Origin of the sequence: Shewanella sp. Shew256 (genome assembly GCF_002196695.1) — a bacterium.
Taxonomy (GTDB): Bacteria; Pseudomonadota; Gammaproteobacteria; order Enterobacterales; family Shewanellaceae; genus Shewanella; species Shewanella mangrovisoli.
Genome location: NZ_NAJR01000004.1, coordinates 356,311 through 375,581, shown reverse-complemented (window position 1 = coordinate 375,581; position 19,271 = coordinate 356,311). Strand labels below are relative to the sequence as shown.

Here is a 19,271-nt window from a genome sequence, read left to right as displayed (position 1 = left end):
GGTAATTGCTTGAGATTGCATATAAAAACTATGGCTAAGCACGTGTATAAAGTTTGAAAGGAATAGCAATGCACCAAGGCATCATGAAAGCCTGGCTCGAATCATCTCACTTAAGTGGTGCAAATTCGACCTACGTAGAAGAGATGTATGAAGCCTATCAAGAAGACCCACAGTCAGTCTCTGACGATTGGCGTGCGGTATTTGATAATCTCCCTCCGGTGAACGGTGCTTCTAAAGACGCGCCTGAAGCGGCTCACTCCAAAGTACGTGATTATTTTCGCAGTTTAGCGATGGACGGACGTCATAAGAGCGCAGCTCGTGTGACCGATCCTGAGTTGGATGCTAAGCAAGTTAAAGTGCTACAGCTGATCAACGCCCACCGTTTCCGTGGTCACCAAGGGGCTAACCTCGACCCGTTAGAATTGTGGAAACGTGAACCTGTTGCCGATTTAGATCCCGCATTCCACGGTCTGACCAAAGAAGACATGGAACGTGAGTTCAACACTGGCTCGTTCGCCCACGGCGGCGAAACCATGAAGCTGGCTGACTTAGTCAAAGCGCTAAAAGCCACTTACTGTGGTTCGATTGGCGCCGAATACATGCACATTACCGATACCGATGAGAAGCGTTGGATCCAACAACGTCTCGAACCATCCTTAGGTAAAGCCAACTACGATAAAAGCGTTAAGACCCGCATTCTCGAAGGCCTAAATGCTGCTGAAGGCATTGAAAAATATTTAGGCGCTAAATTCCCTGGTGCAAAACGCTTCTCGTTAGAAGGCGGCGATGCGTTAGTCCCTATGATGCGCGAAATCATTTACCGCGCAGGTGAAGCGGGCACGAAAGAAATCGTCGTTGGTATGGCTCACCGTGGTCGTTTAAACGTACTGGTGAACGTGTTAGGTAAGCGTCCAGCCGAACTGTTTGACGAGTTCGCCGGTAAACACGCCGATACCCACGGTTCAGGCGACGTAAAATACCACCAAGGTTTCTCTTCAGATTTCGAAACGCCGGGTGGCAATGTGCATTTAGCACTGGCCTTTAACCCATCTCACCTTGAAATCGTTAACCCTGTGGTCATGGGCTCTGTACGTGCTCGTCAAGACCGCCGTGGTTGTAAAGACGGTTTACAGGTGATGCCAATCACGATCCACGGTGACTCTGCAATTGCGGGTCAAGGTATCGTGCAAGAGACATTCAACATGTCTCAAACCCGTGGCTTTAAAGTGGGCGGCAGCATCCGCATCGTGGTAAACAACCAAGTTGGTTTTACCACGTCAAATCATTTTGATGTGCGTTCAACTGAATACTGTACTGACATCGCTAAGATGGTTCAGGCACCGATTTTCCACGTGAACTCTGACGATCCAGAAGCCGTTGCCTTTGTTGCTCAGCTTGCTGTTGATTACCGTAACGAGTTTAAACGTGACGTGGTGATTGACTTAGTGTGTTACCGCCGTCATGGCCACAACGAAGCTGACGAGCCAAGTGCAACTCAGCCATTGATGTATGCCAAGATCAAGAAACACCCAACGCCACGTAAGATCTACGCTGACAAACTGATCGCCGAAAACAGCATTGGCGCTGATGAAGTGACCAGCATGATCAACACCTACCGTGACGCCTTAGACCAAGGTGACTGTGTGGTGAAAGAATGGCGCCCAATGACACTGCACACAGTGGATTGGACTCCTTACATTGGCCGTGAGTGGGACGAAGCGTATCAAGCATCTCTACCACTTGAGCGTCTGCAAACTCTGGCTGATAAGCTCAGCTACGTGCCAGAGAGCCACCCACTGCATTCACGCGTTGCTAAGATTTACGGCGATCGCGTTGCTATGGCAAAAGGTGAGAAATTACTCGATTGGGGCTTTGCTGAAACCTTAGCGTACGCCACGATTCTTGAAGACAACAAGCGCGTTCGTATTACTGGTCAAGACTCTGGCCGTGGTACTTTCTTCCACCGTCATGCGGTTCTGCACAACCAAAACGATGCAACCACCTATATGCCACTGCGCAACCTGTCTGAAGACCAAGGTCCAATCGACATCACTGACTCAGTATTGTCTGAAGCGTCAGTACTGGCCTTCGAATACGGCTACACCACAGCAGAGCCTGGTGGTCTGGCGATTTGGGAAGCCCAATTCGGCGACTTCGCTAACTGTGCTCAAGTGGTTATCGACCAGTTCCTGTCGTCAGGTGAGCAGAAGTGGGGCCGTCTATGCGGTCTGACCATGCTGTTACCACATGGCTATGAAGGTCAAGGTCCAGAACACTCAAGCGCCCGTTTAGAGCGTTTCTTGCAGCTGTGTGCTAACCACAACATGCAAGTGTGTGTGCCATCAACGCCAGCACAGGTTTACCATATGCTGCGTCGCCAAGTGGTGCGCCCAATGCGCCGTCCACTGGTGGTGATGTCACCTAAGTCATTGCTACGTCACCCATTAGCGGTTTCTAGCATGGAAGAATTGGCTAATGGCACCTTCCAAAACGTGATCGGTGAAATCGATACGTTAGAAGCGAGCAAAGTCGATCGCGTCGTGTTCTGTAGCGGTAAGGTGTACTTCGAGCTACTGGAAAAACGCCGTAAAGAAAACATCAATAACATCGCAATAATCCGTGTCGAACAGTTATATCCGTTCCCACATGAAGAAATGGTTGCAGCCTTAGCTGACTACCAACATGTGACTGATTTTGTATGGTGTCAGGAAGAGCCGCAAAACCAGGGTGCTTGGTACTCTAGCCAACATCACTTCTGGGCTGCTATCCCTGCGGGTGCAAAACTGACCTATGCTGGCCGTGAAGCATCTGCTGCACCAGCCTGTGGTTACCCTGAGCTGCATGCTCACCAACAAGAATCTTTAGTGAACAGTGCCCTAAAGCTGTAATAGCTAAGACTGTAGTAATAGACATTTTATAAAAAAGGATCGTTTTTCATGAGTATCGAAATCAAGGTACCCGTACTGCCAGAATCTGTTGCCGATGCAACTATCGCCACTTGGCACGTAAAAGTGGGTGAGCAAGTTTCTCGTGATCAAAATCTGGTTGATATTGAAACTGACAAAGTCGTACTGGAAGTGGTTGCACCAGAAGATGGTCACATCGGTGAATTCCTGTTCCAAGAAGGCGATACCGTTCTGGGCGAGCAAGTGATTGCTAAGTTCATCGCGGGTGCGGTTTCTGGTCAAGAAGTGACTAAAGCCGAAGCCGAAGCCGAAGCTGCTGCACCTGTTGCCGCTGCTGCGACTGAAGAGTCTAACGATGCATTAAGCCCATCAGTACGTCGTTTACTGGCTGAGCACAATGTTGATGCGAGCAAAGTGAAGGGCACTGGTGTCGGTGGCCGTATCACTAAAGAAGACGTCGAAGCCTTTATCAAGTCTGCACCTAAAGCGGCTGCAGCTCCAGCGGCTCCTGCGGTACAACCACTCGCTGCTGGTCGTAGCGAGAAACGTGTTCCAATGACACGTTTACGTAAGACTATCGCTAACCGTTTATTAGAAGCGAAAAACTCTACTGCAATGCTCACGACGTTCAACGAAGTGAACATGAAGCCAATCATGGATATCCGTAAGCAATACCAAGATATCTTTGAAAAGCGCCACGGTATCCGTTTAGGTTTCATGTCTTTCTACGTGAAAGCGGTGACTGAAGCACTGAAACGCTTCCCAGAAGTGAACGCGTCAATCGACGGTGACGATATCGTTTACCACAACTACTTCGACGTCAGCATCGCGGTATCGACGCCTCGTGGTCTGGTCACCCCAGTACTGCGTGACACTGATACCATGAGCCTGGCTGATATCGAAAAAGCAGTACGCGATCTGGCGATCAAAGGCCGTGATGGCAAGCTGACTGTGGCTGATATGACTGGCGGTAACTTCACTGTGACTAACGGTGGTGTATTCGGCTCGTTAATGTCTACTCCAATTTTAAACCTGCCACAAAGCGCGATTTTAGGCATGCACGCCATTAAAGACCGCCCAATGGCAGTTAATGGTCAGGTTGAAATCCTGCCCATGATGTACCTAGCTCTCTCATATGACCATCGTATTGTCGATGGCCGTGAGTCAGTTGGCTTCTTAGTCGCCATTAAAGACTTCTTGGAAGACCCAACTCGTCTGCTACTTGACCTATAATCTAACGCGCTAAACGATAAAGTTTAGCCTGTTAGTTAAAGACAAGCGTCAGACATACCCTCGTGACTGGCCCCGTGGGGCCAGTTGGATTTGATTAGAAGTATACGGATAGATCATCATGAATTTGCATGAGTATCAGGCAAAATCCCTATTTGCCGAATATGGTTTACCAGTGTCAGAAGGTTTTGCATGTGATACAGCCCAAGAAGCTGTAGAAGCGGCAGGCCGTATTGGCGGAAATTTATGGGTTGTTAAGTGTCAAGTACACGCAGGCGGCCGCGGTAAAGCGGGTGGCGTTAAAGTCACTGGCGATAAAGAAGAAATCAGAGCCTTTGCCGAACACTGGTTAGGCAAAAATCTGGTGACTTATCAAACAGATGAGAAAGGTCAGCCGGTTGCTAAAATTTTAGTAGAAAGCTGCACCGACATCGCTAACGAACTGTACTTAGGTGCAGTAGTTGACCGTGCTACCCGTCGCGTAGTGTTCATGGCGTCAACTGAAGGTGGTGTTGAGATTGAGAAAGTGGCCGAAGAAACGCCAGAACTCATTCACAAAGCGATCATCGATCCACTGACTGGTCCTCAACCATACCAAGCACGTGATCTTGGCTTCAAACTGGGCTTAAACCCAACTCAAATGAAGCAATTCACCAAGATCTTCATGGGTCTGGCGACTATGTTCGTTGATCACGATTTCGCTCTGCTGGAAATCAACCCACTGGTTATCACCACTGAAGGTAACCTGCACTGCTTAGACGGTAAAATTGGTATCGATGGTAACGCACTGTTCCGTCAACCAAAAATCAAAGCAATGCACGATCCATCTCAAGACGACGCCCGTGAAGCTCACGCTGCAATGTTCGAACTGAACTATGTTGCGCTGGACGGAAACGTAGGTTGTATGGTGAACGGTGCTGGCCTAGCGATGGGTACTATGGACATCGTTAACCTGCATGGCGGCAAGCCAGCTAACTTCCTCGACGTAGGTGGTGGCGCGACTAAAGAACGTGTTGCTGAAGCATTCAAGATCATTCTGTCTGACAGCAATGTTAAAGCCGTTCTGGTTAACATCTTCGGTGGTATCGTACGTTGTGACATGATCGCAGAAGGTATCATTGGCGCTGTTAAAGAAGTTGGCGTTAAAGTTCCAGTTGTAGTGCGTTTAGAAGGTACTAACGCTGAATTAGGCCGTGAAGTATTAGCTAAATCAGGTCTTGATATCATTGCAGCTAACAGTCTGACTGATGCGGCTGAGCAAGTAGTTAAAGCTGCGGAGGGCAAATAATGTCTGTATTAATTAACAAAGATACCAAGGTAATCTGCCAAGGCTTTACCGGTGGTCAAGGTACTTTCCACTCTCAACAAGCTATCGATTACGGTACGCAAATGGTTGGTGGTGTATCTCCAGGTAAAGGCGGTACTGAGCACTTAGGTCTGCCAGTGTTCAACACTGTGAAAGACGCTGTCGCTGCTACTGGTGCAACCGCTTCTGTTATCTACGTTCCAGCTCCTTTCTGTAAAGATGCAATTCTCGAAGCAATCGACGGTGGTATCGAGCTGATCGTATGTATCACTGAAGGTATCCCAACACTGGATATGCTGGAAGTGAAAGTGAAGCTAGAAGAAACTGGCGTTCGCATGATCGGTCCTAACTGCCCAGGTGTTATCACTCCAGGTGAATGTAAGATTGGTATTATGCCAGGCCACATCCACTTAAAAGGCAAAGTGGGTATCGTTTCTCGTTCAGGTACGCTGACCTATGAAGCGGTTAAGCAAACGACTGACGAAGGTTTCGGCCAATCTACTTGCGTAGGTATTGGTGGTGACCCAATCCCAGGTACTAACTTCATCGACGTATTGGAAATGTTCCAAAACGATCCACAGACTGAAGCCATCGTGATGATCGGTGAAATCGGTGGTACTGCTGAAGAAGAAGCTGCGGCTTACATCAAAGCTAACGTGACTAAACCAGTTGTGTCTTACATCGCGGGTGTAACTGCTCCTGCTGGTAAGCGTATGGGTCACGCGGGTGCGATCATCGCTGGCGGTAAAGGTACTGCTGCTGACAAATTTGCTGCATTAGAAGCAGCGGGCGTGACAACTGTCCGTTCGTTAGCGGATATCGGCAAAGCGCTGCGTGCTAAAACGGGTTGGTAATCTAACAGTTAACACACGAAAAGGCGCCTAAGGCGCCTTTTTTATTGCGCGTCTGTTAGCGAGTGCCGAGCTGTAAAGTGTGAGAGTGGGCAAAGCTAGCACTGTGCGGGCTAGCATTTTTATTTACAAAGGGTTAGATTGGGCCTCTCTACCGAGCGTCATCACCTGATTGACGTGTGAATGCATTAGTAGAGCCACAACCCTAAGCCCTGCGCTTATGGCACCACGGCTGTTCAGCAATAAATCTTGTACTTAATTACCACGCGATTGCGGCATTAAGCTGCGAGCGTATTTTTATATCGGTTTATCCCATTGGGGGAGGATAGGCCAGCACAGATGTTTAACCCTAAGGGACATCTATTTACACGAGGGAAAGACTGTGAAAACACCAAAGATCATTATTTCAGAAATCGATTTAGAAAGACTCGAGCGTCTGTTGGAGTCATTACCGGCGAACGCCTTCCCTGGGCGTGCGGCATTGGAGGCGGAACTCGACCGAGCCGATATTGTGCCCGCAGCGCAAATGCCCGGTAATGTGGTGACGATGAATTCTGAAGTGAAATTTAGCGTGTCATCCAGTCAGGATACCTTTTGCTTACGGTTAGTCTATCCCAAGGATGCAGCAGGTGAGGGCACCATTTCTATCCTCGCTCCCGTGGGCAGTGCCTTATTGGGCTTATCCCAAGGGGATGAAATCGAATGGCCAGGCCCCGGTGGCTCAATGGTCAAAGTGCGTATCGAAGAAATCGTTTATCAGCCAGAGCGTAGCGGTGACTTTCACCGTTAATCGCAGCGCTTATTAGTGTGTAGAGGGCAATATGAAGGAAGCCAAAATGATTGTACAAACAGAGCGTTTAATACTCAGACCATTTACCGAGCAGGATATCGATGCCCTCTATTTGATGAACAGTAACCCTGCGATGTTGAAATACATTCCAACCGTACCTTTTACTGAGCGTGAGCAGGCACGTGAGCTGTTCCATAACGTGATTTCTCAGGATTATCAGCAGCGTGGATTTGGTCGCTGGGCGGTGGAGCATAAAGCCGATAATAAAGTGATTGGCTTTTGCGGACCAAAGTTTATTCCTGAATATAACGAAGTCGAAATTGGCTATCGCTATTTTCCCGAGTATTGGGGCAAGGGAATTGGTACCGAAGCTGCTCAAGCGGCAATCAGCGTGTTCCCGCAGTTTGGCATTACGCAAATCATTGCATTGATCCTAGAGGGTAACATTGGCTCTGAAGGCGTTGCTAAACGCATAGGCATGCATTGGCGTGAACCGAGCGAGTTTATGGGGCATAAAGTGAATGTGTACGCAAAGGTGCTCTAACAGTGCCAGAATGTTTCAATAAAAAAACCAGCCAAATGGCTGGTTTTTTATTATGCGTGTCTGGTTGATATCCAGATTGAGCCAAATCTGCTTACTCGTCGTTATGATCGCACTTATCGTTAGTGCAATGACCGTACAAATATAAGCTGTGGTTAGTCAGTTTAATGTTGTACTTGCTAGCGATCTCGTCTTGGCGACGTTCAATCACTTCGTCTGAAAACTCAATCACTTTGCCGCAAGAAAGGCACACTAAGTGATCGTGGTGGTGTTGAGTCGATAACTCGAATACCGCCTTGCCACTTTCGAAGTGGTGGCGAGATACGATACCGGCATCATCAAACTGGTTTAATACACGGTAAACTGTTGCTAGACCAATTTCTTCACCTAAATCGAGCAGTTTCTTGTATAAGTCTTCTGCACTGATATGTTGGTTTTCAGGTCCTTGCATCAGTTCGAGGATCTTGACTCGTGGCAGGGTGATTTTCAAACCGGCTTTTTTGAGCGCTTGATTTCCATCTGTCATTGCTAATCTCTTGATTGCAGAACCAATAGGTTCATCCGTGGATAGTGAATGCCATTATAGGGGGTCAAATTAAAAACTTAAACCTTTGTTCTAGCTTTATGGGTCTATATGCAGATAAATTGTGTCACTTAGCGCGAAATTGCAATAAATTGCGGCAATTCAAGCATAGTTTTTGTAAGGTTATACCAAGGAATAATGTTCACGACGCGCAAATGTCGGGACAATGGACAGAATAATTACAATAAAAGGAAGCGGTATGTACCAGCATATTGTGGTGTTAACTGGCGCAGGCATTTCTGCCGAATCGGGATTACGTACCTTTCGCGATCAAGATGGTCTATGGGAAGAACATCATATTGAAGACGTGGCCACTCCTGAAGGTTATGCCCGCGATACCCAACTGGTTGAACGATTTTATAACAGTCGTTGGGAGCAATTGCACAGTGGCGCCGTGATGCCCAATGCGGCGCATCTGGCGTTAGCTAAGCTAGAAGCGGAATTTGCAGGGCAATTATTGGTCGTGACTCAAAACATCGATGACTTACATGAAAGGGCTGGCTCACGGCGCTTATTGCACATGCATGGCGAATTATCCAAAGGTCGCTGCCCACGCTCGCGTCAAACCTTCCTATTAAGAGAACCCTTCGGCCCCAATAACTGTTGTACCTGCTGTATTCCGGCGCAACGATTACGCCCCCATGTGGTGTGGTTTGGTGAAATGCCGCTGGGGATGGACAGAATTCACGATGCGCTCGACAACTGCGATTTGTTTATCGCCATTGGCACCTCTGGCACTGTGTATCCGGCGGCAGGGTTTGTCGATACGGCCAATCATCATGGCGCGCAAACGGTGGAAGTTAATTTAGTCACTCCCGACAGACACAGCCAGTTCCAATATCATTTAACCGGTAAAGCGGGGGAGTTGGTGCCTAAATTGGTCGATACCATACTCGCAGGTAAAGTGATTGGCTCCGATTTAGCCGAGTCTAATCTGATTTAACTGGGTCGATTTAAAACAATGAGCAGCGAGTGTATGACGCAAAAACTGGCGATTATTATGCGAGGATTACCGGGCAGCGGTAAATCCCATTGGGTCGAGCAGTTTGTTGCTAATCTACCGTTAGAAGAGGCGCTGCGCGTTCGCCAAGGCGGCATTTTTTCGACCGATAGTTTTTTCTACGAAGGAGAGGAGTATCGATTCGATGCGAAAAAACTCTCCGAATACCATCAACGTAATTTAACCGCGTTTATTCAAGCGCTCAGTAGCGCTCAGCCTATCGTGATTTGTGACAACACGAATCTTTGCCGCTGGGAATACATGGCCTATGAGGCGGCAGCGAAAGCCTTAGGTTATCAAGTGCGTATCGTTCTGGTGGGCGAGCCTTTAGACCGCGCGCATCAACAACTGTGTGCCGAGCGTAATCGTCATGGTGTGCCGCTAAATCAAATACGACGCATGGCCGCGCAGTTTGAGGCATTCTAGGGCGCCTCATCTGCCGCTGTGTAGATGCATTTAGCGTGTTATCGTTTTGTATTGACTTGACTTTCAATTGACTCGATTTTCTCAGTTAAGTGATAAGTTGTCATCTTCTGCTGTTAGTTTGATATAGATGTCAGCGGTTATGCCGTCGCGATATTGTGTTGCATAAGCTTGATCTTAATGACAGTTTCGCATTTCAATGTCGATTATAATCAGCTAAGTCCCGCCCTCTGGAGTCTCCCTTGTTAACAAAACTGCTGCTCACCTTAGCCGTTATCATTATGGCGATTTTACTGCTGGCCAATCGGCGTCCTAAGCAGGTGTCTGCCACTTCGGTGGATCTTCCGCCGATGCCGAGCCTGTGGCGTCGTTACGGCATGCGAGCAGCATTTTTACTGCTGGGGCTGAGCCTTTTAAGCTACAGTGTTTGGTACTGGTACGATCAACATAAAGTCGTGACTGTGACGATAGTGTCCTCTGCCGGAGTATTATCTGGCGTGTACAAGGCGCGTAAAGGGGATATCTCTGAGGCCAAAATGGTGACAGTTGAGGGCGTACATATTCGCTTTTCTAATGCGGAGCGGCTGGAAATTCTCGAAGACTAACACAGATTTATTTTATGAATTTATCGCTCCCGCCTTTTCATTACTAAGTTATGCGTTAAACTAGCGACAATTTTTTAGCCTGCACTTAAGTGGACTTTTTAGCTTAAGTTTTTTTCAGGAGGACACATGATTACTGCCTATGTCTACGAAAACCGTCAACTGACGGTCACTGAGATTAACACACAAGACAGTATTCCGGCGTCGACCATATGGTTGGATCTCTATAAACCTGATGATGCAGAGCGAGAATGGTTAAGTCGTTTTTCCGTTGAAGAAGTGCCCGACGAAGAGGATATCAACGAGATTGAGGCCTCGGCGCGTTTTTATCAAAACAGCGACGGCTTACATATCAACTCGTTATTCCCCCAGCGGGTGGGGCAAGACGTGCGTGGGGTGAACGTTTCCTTTAACCTGCGGACGAATTTCCTGTTGACCATACGTGAAGAGGATGTCGGCCTTATCCGTTTGTTGCGTAACTATTTACGTTTAGGGCGACTCGAAGTCTCAACCCCGCAGGAATTGTTCCTCGAGCTGTTTAACCTCAAAGTGGATTATCTCTCTGACTTGATTGAGGATGTGTATACCGTGCTTGAAAATGTCGGTGAGCAAGTGTTCGACAGCGAAGAACTCGATGATGTGTTCAAGCTTATTACCTTGCAGGAAGACTCCAACGGTAAAATTCGATTGAGCTTGCTCGATACCCAGCGCTCACTGCGTTATATGCAGCGCTACTACCGCGGTCAATTGTCCGATGAACATTTGAAAGACTTACGGGAAATGCTCTCGGATATCGAGTCGTTAATGCCCCACAGTCAGTTTATCTTCGATAAGTTAAACTTCCTGCTCGATGCAGCCATGGGTTTCAGTGGGTTACAGCAGAATAAGATCATTAAAATCTTCTCGGTTGCCGCTGTGGTGTTTCTGCCGCCCACTTTGATTGCCAGTAGCTACGGGATGAACTTCCATGGTATGCCTGAGTTAGGTTGGCAATATGGTTATCCGATGGCAATCATGATGATGCTCGCCAGTGCTGCGGGCACGTATTTCTTCTTTAAACGTAAGCATTGGCTGTAATAGACATTCAATGAGTTCGAAAGAGACAAAAAAGCCGGAGTCACTCCGGCTTTTTATTGGGCAAATGAATCTCTTTATGGATTATTTACGGCTATCGCCGCCAAAGTAGTAGCTCACGCGCTCGCGAGGATTGAGGTACTCGTGTACTTTTTCGGGCAGTGCGGCGGGCGGCAGACAGCGGACTATCGTTATTCCTTCGACTTCAAGATCGACAATCGGCGCCTGATCCTTAGGCACCAGTGCATCATACACAAGGATTTTCGGGCAAAGCAGTTTTTGCAGATTGACCGACATCACCATGGCATATTGACCGCTCGACAACTCCACCACACTCCCGGGTGGATAAATGCCGAGCATTTTGATCATCTTGCCAATATATTCCTGATTTAATTTGGTTTTGTACTGCTTATATAAATAGCCCAAGGCGGCATAGGGCATACGCGCCTTGCCCTGATGACTCGGATAACAAAGCGAGTCGTACTCGTTCACTACGGCCAATAGTTGGGAAATTTTATCCAGATCTGCTTCCTTTAAACCTTTTGGATAACCTGTACCATCGAGAAACTCATGGTGATTGGCAATAGGAGGCAAGGCGGCTTCAGGGAAGTTATCGGCCAGTTTAAGCAGTTCAATCCCCAGCAGCGGATGTTGTTTAATAAAATTCAGCTCTGGCGCCGACCATGGTGTGGTCTTTTTCAAAATTTGCGGTGGTACTTTGAGTTTGCCGACATCGTGAAACAACGCACTTAAGCCGACTAATTCGATTTCGCTGCGATCCCATTCCATCTCTTTGGCGATGAGCATAGAGAGAATGGCTACGTTTAATGAGTGGTAGTAAATGCTTTCATCCTGTTTGGCATCGCTCATTAAATGCAGGACTAGGTTATCGGAGGTTAACAGTTGCTCGACAATGGTATGGACTAAATCCTTGGCATCATCCACGGCGTTGAGTGGGCGATTGCGGAGCTTAGCAATAAGGCTGCGCATCATAGCCACCGAGCGGGTAAAGTTTTGCTCGGTTTTATGGATATCGCGGCGTAGTTTTTTTTGCACTTCAATTTGCTCGGCTTTGTATTGATCCATGTCGTTTTTTAACACATTGATCTCGGCAGTCGGCGGCAATTTTATTGGATTAACGGCATCTGGATTTAAGGGTGTGGTTTCACTGCGCTCTAAATCGACAATCACGAATTCGATGCCCAGATTTTTAATGAGCTCAATCTGCGCAGCTTGTTTGATGTGAAAGCTACTGAATAAAAAAGGGTGATCTTTCCAGGCCACGGGCAAACGCACAAAATTGCCGACCTGTAATTGATGGACTGAGACTTTACAGCTTTTTTTCATATTCTTGTTATCGTGAAGCCAATGGGGTTATTTTATATCAATGATGCAGCTTTACAATTACTTAACTAACGTGTCAGCATAGTAAGGGTAGAAAATAGCCGAAGCACTGAGCATATATGGACTTTATTGAAGTATACCCTAATGCGTTACCCGATGACCTATGTGATCGTCTCATTCTTGCATTTGAACAACATGCTGGTGTGGTCGATGGTCAAACGGGTAATGGTGTCGACCTCGAAAAGAAGATCAGCCGCGATCTCACCTTAGATTATTTTGCCGATTTACAACCCATTAAGAGTGAACTGTTATCTTATACCCTAAAGGGCACAACGGATTATTTTACTAAGTATTCTATGGCCTTAATGGGCGCGGTGGCGGTTTCGGTGAGTGACGAGCAAGGCCAAGCGGTAACCTTAACGCCGAACAATTTTGAGCGCCTCGGCAAGCCAAGAGCCGAAGCATTAGTCAAATATTTATATCGCAGTGGTAGCATCAATGTGCAGAAATATCAGCAAAATAAAGGCGGATATCCCCACTGGCATTCGGAGCAATTTCCCCAACTAAACCACAATGAGGCGCTGCATCGTGTCGTGCTGTATATGTTTTATTTAAACGATGTGGAAGAGGGCGGAGAAACCGAGTTTTATTACCAGCAGCGTAAGATTTCGCCTAAGAAAGGCACTATGGTGATTGCGCCCGCAGGTTTTACCCATTCCCATCGCGGCAATATGCCTATCAGTAACGATAAATATATTGCCACGTCATGGGTGATGTTTAACCGCGCCGAGCAGCTATACGCGGTATATGCTTAAAATCCTAGGACTTATTTAGACGGGGATGCGAATGCGAAAGCGCGCGCCCTCTAAGTGGCTTTCTTCAATGCTGAGTTCGCCGCCATAACTGCTGACAATCTCATCACACACGGCTAAGCCAATGCCTTGGCCTGGAGATTGGGTGTCGGCTCTCACGCCCCGTTGAATGATTTTTTGGCGCAGCTTCTCTTCAACCCCTGGTCCGTCATCTTCGACGATTAATTCAAAATCACCTTGATCCGTATAACGGGCGCTGACCTGAACTTGGCTGATACACAAACGGAAGGCATTTTCCATCAGGTTGCCACATAGCTCCATCAAGTCGCCCTTATTGCCCGGAAACTGCAGGTTTGTGGGGATGTTAGCCTTAAATTGCACCTGTTTTTCGCGGTAAATCTTAAATAACATTTGCGCGAGTTGATCGACGAGCGGGGCGATAGCTGTGTGTTCTTGTTTCAAGCCTTGGCGACCCAACATGGCACGTTTAAGTTGATATTTAACCAGTTGATCCATTTGGCTGATCTGCTCCATGATTTTTTCATTGGCAGATTGTTTACTGAGACTCGTGTCATCGGTAATGGCGTGCACCGCTGCAAGACGGGTTTTTAGGCTGTGGGCCAGATCGTTCATCGCATTTTGATAGCGTTGCTGTTGCGCGCTTGATTGTTGTAAGAGTTGGTTAAGGGCTTGAGTGACCCCTTCAAGCTCGACAGGGTAACCCTCTGAAAGTGACTTCGTCTTACCTTGGTTAATCGATTGCAACTCGTTTTGCATTCGTACCAACGGACGCATCCCCCAATAAGCCGCACTGACCAGCAGAATGAGCGCTAGGGCGAGCACCATGGCTAAACGGATGTAGGTGCGTTTACTGAATTTGCTGTATTCCTGCTCGAGTTTGGCTGCATCCTTCATCACCAGCAGGTTGTAGTGTACCCCCGCGATTTCGACCGCGAGTAAATACACAAAGTAACCTCTGTCATCGGCCATGGTCAGGTAGTAGGGCGGTGAGTCGTTGCGGATTTCGTTGAAACGTTCGCAGGTATCAAATAGCCCTCGGTCAACGGCGAGGGAAGATGTCCACACTTGCTTAAATTTTTCATCGCAGCTCGCCATTACATAGCGTTCTTGCTTGTTATTTTCCTCTAACCAGGCGCTGGTGTCGGGGATCAAGTCATGTTCCCTCAACTCGGCGGCGACTTGGGGGATCTCGGCGATCAGCTGCGCTGTTTCTTCGTTGTAGCTATTTTGCGCATGCAGAATATTGACCATCCATGCGAGGCCAAATCCGACTAAGGTGATGATTGATAATGAGGTGAGAAACATCCGCGTGAGCAGACGTTTCTTCATTTTGAGTCTTAATTGCATGGCAGATTGAATTTATAACCTTGGCCACGGATGGTCACAATCGGGTTGTCGATACCATCGCGGGTAAGTTTTTTACGTAGACGGCTCACCATAACCTCAATGGTGTTCGGATCGCCTTCTTTGTCGCCGTAAATCACATCCAGTAGCCGCTGTTTGGCGACGACTTCATGGCAATGGCGCATCAAATATTCCAAGATGAGGTATTCAAAGGCAGTGACTTCCATTACTTCATTCGCAAGGGTGACCTGTTTAGCGGCAAGATCGAGTTTTAACTCACCACTGGTGATAACGGGTTTAACAAAGCCTGCGCTGCGTCTGACTAAGGCGTCGAGTCTTGCGACTAACTCTTCTTTCTGAAAGGGTTTGACTAAATAGTCGTCAGCACCCGCGTTGAGACCTTCGACTTTATCTTGCCAGTTAACTCGGGCCGTTAGGATTAAAATAGGCGCCTTAACGCCTTCTTCGCGCAATTGTTGGATAAGGCTAATGCCGTCTTGATCGGGTAAACCTAAATCGACGATGGCCACATCGATGGGATAGTTCGTCGCTTGGAAGAGTCCTTCCTTGGCGGTGAGGGCGACTTGGACTTGATTGCCCAAATCGCTTAACTGTACTTTTAGATGGTGGGATAAAATAAGATCATCTTCAACAACCAAAATTCTCATAATTCTCATGCCTTAAAGTCGACTGGGCTCAGTGTACGCAAAATATACGCGGGAGCCAAATATTGTCTTATTTTAGCCAATGGCAACTTAACCTCGGCTGACCAAGCTAAAGCAGTGGCTAAAATAAGTACTAATTTATTGGCATTCTAAAACCACCTCCTCTGGTGATGATCAGTCATCTGAGCTTTGCCCGTAGAATGCCCATACTAAATTCTGCCTTTGTTTGTTATCAGCAAATGAATGAGTAAATAGCATGAGCAGATATGAGTTTTCATCGCACGTATTTTACCGTTGTCAGTATCACTTAGTGTGGACACCGAAGTACAGATACAAGATTCTAGAAGGAAACTTGGGTAAGGAGCTTTACTGAAGTATTTATGTTTATTGCAATATGAAGAGATGTACGGTGGTAGAACTAAATGTGCAAATGGACCATGTGGACTTGGTTGTAAGGACTCCACCAAGTCTAATCGTATCGGAATTGATGGTTTTTGTTAAAGACCGAACAGCAATCAGGCTGTTTGCAAAGTTTCCTTATTTAAAAAGGTAATGGCTTTGGGGGAATCACTTTTGGCAAAGGGGCTATTTTGTTGACTCAGTAGGAGCCAATGAGGATATTATCAGAAGATATATAAGGTATCAGGATAAAGCCGCAAAAGAGAAAGCCGAGAGAAAAATTGAGTTAGGATTGGAATATTAGTTTGTTAGCCCTCCTTCTATGGGGCTTTTTACTTATGTTTTGCCTATTACCATGTTGTCGACATATTACTATTAAAAATAAATTTATAGATTGATACATTTTGAATCGAATGAAGTTGATTGTTTTTTTAATTGTTTTTTGTAACCACTTATTATCAATTAACTCTATTTGTATCGCTATGAAAATAACCTTGCCATATCAAAGCGTTTTTATAACCATCTGATTTGCAACTGGTTAAGTGTGGATTGTTTTACTTTTTCTTCATGATACATGTATCAATTTGTTTTGTGATTGTTATTTTAGGTTGATGAAATTCATTGTTCTTAACAACATTGATACGTCAAGGAAGCTTGAGATTCAACAAAAAAACAACAAGTCGGGTTTAAAAAATTAAACCTCAAGGAGAGATATATGCATCATCTAACGTTAGCAGCTAAAGCCGTGCGCGCTAGTGTTATTACTATGGGTTCAGCGAGCGTTTTATTCTCTGGAATGTCTTTTTCTGCGGAGGAAAATACTAAAGTTGAGCGTATTGAAGTTACTGGTTCACGTATTAAACAGGTCGATATGGAAACTGTTTCGCCTGTGACAGTGATTAATGCCGCAGATATTGCTATGACGGGTGAGAAAACTGTAGCCGATGTGTTAAATAATTCGGCGATTAATAGTTTTGGCTCGTGGCGTGGTATTTCGGGATATGGTTCAGGGGCGAGTTCTACAAGCAACGTTAACCTTCGTGGTTTAGGCTCCTCGGCAACACTCGTGTTGCTTGATGGCCGTCGTATGCCGGGTACTAGTTCCAGCTCTGGCTCTGTAGCTGATACATCTTCTATCCCAATGGCAATCGTTGAGCGTATCGAAATTCTGCGTGATGGCGCTTCTGCTGTCTATGGTTCTGATGCAGTTGCGGGTGTAATTAATATTATTACGAAGAAAGAGTTTGATGGTCTGCAACTCGATTACAGCACAGAACAACCGAGTGTTGATGGTGGTGATGCAAATCGTTTATCGATTGCAACGGGTTATAACACAGATAAGGGGAATATCACGTTAACCTATGAATATTATGATACCAAAGCGGTAATGGATCGTGATATTTGGACGATGGATGATCCGAGTTATTCGGCCTACAGTGGTTTTAGCTCAGTGCCTAATGGTAGTTCGGCATCCGGTTGGTATAGTAATTCAGAAATCTGTGAGCAAACTGAAAATACTGTAGATACTACCGATGGTAATAATATTGGCCGCTGTTTATATAACCATGGCAATGTGACCAAATTATTTGGTGACCAAACACGTAATTCAATTTTGTCGAATTTTTCCTATGATATTTCCGATGGCATTCAATTTCGTGGCCGAACATCTGCCTCTTTGGCTGAAACTGAAACTCGATATGCCGGGACGCCAGTATCAACCAATTATCCAGTGATGAGTGCCGATAATAAATTTAATCCACTTGGTGAGGATATGACTCTTTATATGCGCTCAGCTCAAATTGGTGAGCGCGATACTTTAACTGAAACCAATAATGTCGATATATTAGGCGGTTTTATTGGCGCCCTGGAATTAGGCAATGGAATCGATTGGGAATTAAATGCTCAGCATTCCCGCTCAACTACTAACTCTTTTAATTACAACTTGATTAACGATGAGATTGTCCAGCAAGGGATAGATTCTGAGCAGTATGACATTTTCAATACTTCTGGCATGAGCTATGAGCAATGGAACCAGCAAATGACAGAGCTGTATCGTAAAGCAGCTCATACTGGTGTGTATCAAGGTAAATTTGAAAGTACTCAAATCGACGGATTAGCCTCAACGCTACTACTTGATAATGGTAATGTTTCAGTTGCTATGGTGGGTGGACTTGAATATGAAATGATCAAGTTCAAGCAGACCAGTGATCCTGAATCGGCATCAGGCATTATTTCGGGTGGTTCAGGGGGAGATGACGTTGACGCTGAACGTGACCGCACCGCGGCTTATTTGGAATTCCAAGTCGGATTACCGGCCAATGTCGAGTTATCTGCTGCGGTTCGCTATGAGCGTTACGAGCAGGAAGGTTCGCTCACTGGTGCACAAGGGTCTGTGGTTAACTCTTCTACCTTCGATGCAGTGGTACCAAAGTTTGGCTTAAGTTGGCGACCAGTCGACAGTCTATTATTACGGGCAAGTTATGGCGATTCCTTCCGCGCACCTAATATGAGTGAGATGTTCTCTTCGCAATCCTTGAGCTTTGAAAAGAGTGTCGATTCGTTGTGGTGTAATCAACCCGGAAATGTGGATGCTGTGTATTGTGCAACCAATAATCAACATAAAACTTGGTATGGTGGTAATCCTAACCTTGAGGCCGAGGAGGGGAATTCACTCACTTTAGGTGGAGTCTGGAATGTCACTGATGATTGGAATATAGAGATGTCTTATTTTTCAATAACTTACGATAATAAAATTGAATCGGTTGATGTTGATGACATCCTGCGTGATGAAATCAAAAATGGCTCTTCATCCTACGTTCACCGTGGTGTAGATGGCAAGATTGAATATATTGAAGCGGGTGTACGTAATTTAGCCTCAGTAGAAACTTCGGGTATCGATTTTGTAACCGCCTACAACTTAGAAACCGCAATCGGTGATTTTAACTTCAAGATTGATCTGACCCATGTTCTTGACTTTAAAAAGCAAGATAATGCAGAAGCTGAGATGATTGATTACGCGGGCACGACAGATTCACCTGATTGGCGTGGTAATTTTGCAACTAGCTGGAAATATGAAGACTTTTCAGCGGCATGGACTGTGGTGTATATAGGTAGTCAATCTGCTGATTACTACAATACCTTGGAGGAGACTGATCGTTACGTCGATTATTCTAGCTACTTCAAGCACAATATCCAGTTTGCCTATCAGCACGCTTATAACGGTTCAATCACCGTTGGAGTGAATAATTTGTTTGATGCTGATGCGCCAAACTATTACACCTATGCAGATTATCGTGATGTAAACGTCGGCCTTTATGATGTGTTAGGTCGTACTTATTATCTGAGAATTAATCAGAAGTTTTAAGTTATCTCCCTTCCTG

The 19,271-nt window shown here is 46.2% G+C and carries 16 protein-coding genes and 1 pseudogene; 13 read left to right on the top strand and 4 right to left on the bottom strand.

The genetic code is table 11. The features are described 5' to 3' along the window. Window positions 1-68 precede the first annotated feature (68 nt). The 6 genes from sucA to B5P39_RS09745 all read left to right on the top strand — a co-directional run bounded on the left by sucA (window position 69) and on the right by B5P39_RS09745 (window position 7,627). Window positions 69-2,888, top strand: a complete 2,820-nt coding sequence (sucA, locus tag B5P39_RS09770) for a 2-oxoglutarate dehydrogenase E1 component (protein ID WP_088211368.1) — start codon at window positions 69-71, stop codon at window positions 2,886-2,888. A 48-nt stretch (window positions 2,889-2,936) separates the two neighbouring features. After that, a complete protein-coding gene (odhB, locus tag B5P39_RS09765; protein ID WP_088211367.1) occupies window positions 2,937-4,139 on the top strand; it encodes a 2-oxoglutarate dehydrogenase complex dihydrolipoyllysine-residue succinyltransferase in 1,203 nt (400 codons plus the stop codon). Between the two features lie 118 nt (window positions 4,140-4,257). Next, a complete protein-coding gene (sucC, locus tag B5P39_RS09760) occupies window positions 4,258-5,424 on the top strand; it encodes an ADP-forming succinate--CoA ligase subunit beta (RefSeq protein WP_011622416.1) in 1,167 nt (388 codons plus the stop codon). Next, complete coding sequence (gene sucD, locus B5P39_RS09755) at window positions 5,424-6,296, top strand: succinate--CoA ligase subunit alpha (RefSeq protein WP_011622417.1); 873 nt, start codon at window positions 5,424-5,426, stop codon at window positions 6,294-6,296. The genes sucC and sucD overlap by 1 nt, the downstream gene beginning before the upstream one ends. Before the next feature lie 379 nt (window positions 6,297-6,675). Beyond that, entirely contained in the window at window positions 6,676-7,083 is a 408-nt protein-coding gene (gene rnk / locus B5P39_RS09750) for a nucleoside diphosphate kinase regulator (protein WP_086904046.1), read from the top strand. 46 nt (window positions 7,084-7,129) lie between these two features. Further along, window positions 7,130-7,627, top strand: a complete 498-nt coding sequence (locus tag B5P39_RS09745; RefSeq protein ID WP_088211366.1) for a GNAT family N-acetyltransferase — start codon at window positions 7,130-7,132, stop codon at window positions 7,625-7,627. Between the two features lie 91 nt (window positions 7,628-7,718). On the opposite strand, the gene fur is transcribed toward B5P39_RS09745, so the two are convergent. Next, the gene (gene fur / locus B5P39_RS09740) at window positions 7,719-8,150 is read right to left on the bottom strand and encodes a ferric iron uptake transcriptional regulator (RefSeq protein ID WP_011716738.1); all 432 of its coding nucleotides are present in this window, start codon (window positions 8,148-8,150) and stop codon (window positions 7,719-7,721) included. A gap of 256 nt (window positions 8,151-8,406) precedes the next feature. Here fur and cobB point away from each other — a divergent pair, with 256 nt between their 5' ends. From cobB to corA, 4 genes are all read left to right on the top strand, one after another. Next, window positions 8,407-9,150 (top strand): Sir2 family NAD+-dependent deacetylase, encoded by a 744-nt coding sequence (cobB, locus tag B5P39_RS09735; protein ID WP_088211365.1) that lies wholly within the window; start codon window positions 8,407-8,409, stop codon window positions 9,148-9,150. Window positions 9,151-9,183: 33 nt separating this feature from the next. Continuing rightward, a complete protein-coding gene (locus B5P39_RS09730; protein ID WP_088211364.1) occupies window positions 9,184-9,633 on the top strand; it encodes an ATP-binding protein in 450 nt (149 codons plus the stop codon). Window positions 9,634-9,872: 239 nt separating this feature from the next. Continuing rightward, window positions 9,873-10,235 (top strand): hypothetical protein, encoded by a 363-nt coding sequence (locus B5P39_RS09725; protein ID WP_088211363.1) that lies wholly within the window; start codon window positions 9,873-9,875, stop codon window positions 10,233-10,235. Window positions 10,236-10,361: 126 nt separating this feature from the next. Then, on the top strand, window positions 10,362-11,309 hold the full coding sequence (gene corA, locus B5P39_RS09720; protein WP_011716742.1) for a magnesium/cobalt transporter CorA: 948 nt from the start codon (window positions 10,362-10,364) through the stop codon (window positions 11,307-11,309). A gap of 81 nt (window positions 11,310-11,390) precedes the next feature. Here corA and B5P39_RS09715 read toward each other — a convergent pair whose 3' ends face one another. Beyond that, a complete protein-coding gene (locus tag B5P39_RS09715) occupies window positions 11,391-12,653 on the bottom strand; it encodes an HD-GYP domain-containing protein (RefSeq protein ID WP_088211362.1) in 1,263 nt (420 codons plus the stop codon). Window positions 12,654-12,769: 116 nt separating this feature from the next. On the opposite strand from B5P39_RS09715, the gene B5P39_RS09710 reads away from it, so the two are divergent. After that, window positions 12,770-13,465, top strand: a complete 696-nt coding sequence (locus B5P39_RS09710; RefSeq protein ID WP_088211361.1) for a 2OG-Fe(II) oxygenase — start codon at window positions 12,770-12,772, stop codon at window positions 13,463-13,465. Between the two features lie 15 nt (window positions 13,466-13,480). Here the strand turns inward: B5P39_RS09710 and B5P39_RS09705 are convergent, their stop codons facing one another. Together B5P39_RS09705 and B5P39_RS09700 are read right to left on the bottom strand one after the other, a co-directional pair. Next, window positions 13,481-14,830 carry an ATP-binding protein gene (locus B5P39_RS09705; RefSeq protein WP_011716745.1) on the bottom strand — a complete coding sequence of 450 codons (1,350 nt, stop codon included), beginning with the start codon at window positions 14,828-14,830 and terminating at the stop codon, window positions 13,481-13,483. Further along, entirely contained in the window at window positions 14,821-15,495 is a 675-nt protein-coding gene (locus B5P39_RS09700; protein ID WP_088211360.1) for a response regulator, read from the bottom strand. The genes B5P39_RS09705 and B5P39_RS09700 overlap by 10 nt, the downstream gene beginning before the upstream one ends. Window positions 15,496-15,748: 253 nt before the next feature. On the opposite strand from B5P39_RS09700, the pseudogene tnpA reads away from it, so the two are divergent. Further along, window positions 15,749-16,195, top strand: a pseudogene (gene tnpA / locus B5P39_RS09695) (IS200/IS605 family transposase). A 411-nt stretch (window positions 16,196-16,606) separates the two neighbouring features. Then, window positions 16,607-19,255: a TonB-dependent receptor gene (locus B5P39_RS09690; protein ID WP_088211359.1), complete on the top strand. Its 2,649-nt coding sequence runs from the start codon at window positions 16,607-16,609 to the stop codon at window positions 19,253-19,255. Window positions 19,256-19,271: the final 16 nt, after the last annotated feature.

Coding starts and splice junctions, on each gene's coding strand:
- corA (WP_011716742.1), top strand. CDS start 10,362: ATGATTACTGCCTATGTCTACGAAAACCGTCAACTGACGGTCACTGAG.
- sucA (WP_088211368.1), top strand. CDS start 69: ATGCACCAAGGCATCATGAAAGCCTGGCTCGAATCATCTCACTTAAGT.
- B5P39_RS09710 (WP_088211361.1), top strand. CDS start 12,770: ATGGACTTTATTGAAGTATACCCTAATGCGTTACCCGATGACCTATGT.
- sucC (WP_011622416.1), top strand. CDS start 4,258: ATGAATTTGCATGAGTATCAGGCAAAATCCCTATTTGCCGAATATGGT.
- odhB (WP_088211367.1), top strand. CDS start 2,937: ATGAGTATCGAAATCAAGGTACCCGTACTGCCAGAATCTGTTGCCGAT.
- B5P39_RS09690 (WP_088211359.1), top strand. CDS start 16,607: ATGCATCATCTAACGTTAGCAGCTAAAGCCGTGCGCGCTAGTGTTATT.
- B5P39_RS09715 (WP_088211362.1), bottom strand. CDS start 12,653: ATGAAAAAAAGCTGTAAAGTCTCAGTCCATCAATTACAGGTCGGCAAT.
- B5P39_RS09745 (WP_088211366.1), top strand. CDS start 7,130: ATGATTGTACAAACAGAGCGTTTAATACTCAGACCATTTACCGAGCAG.
- B5P39_RS09705 (WP_011716745.1), bottom strand. CDS start 14,830: ATGCAATTAAGACTCAAAATGAAGAAACGTCTGCTCACGCGGATGTTT.
- B5P39_RS09700 (WP_088211360.1), bottom strand. CDS start 15,495: ATGAGAATTTTGGTTGTTGAAGATGATCTTATTTTATCCCACCATCTA.
- fur (WP_011716738.1), bottom strand. CDS start 8,150: ATGACAGATGGAAATCAAGCGCTCAAAAAAGCCGGTTTGAAAATCACC.
- cobB (WP_088211365.1), top strand. CDS start 8,407: ATGTACCAGCATATTGTGGTGTTAACTGGCGCAGGCATTTCTGCCGAA.
- sucD (WP_011622417.1), top strand. CDS start 5,424: ATGTCTGTATTAATTAACAAAGATACCAAGGTAATCTGCCAAGGCTTT.
- B5P39_RS09730 (WP_088211364.1), top strand. CDS start 9,184: ATGACGCAAAAACTGGCGATTATTATGCGAGGATTACCGGGCAGCGGT.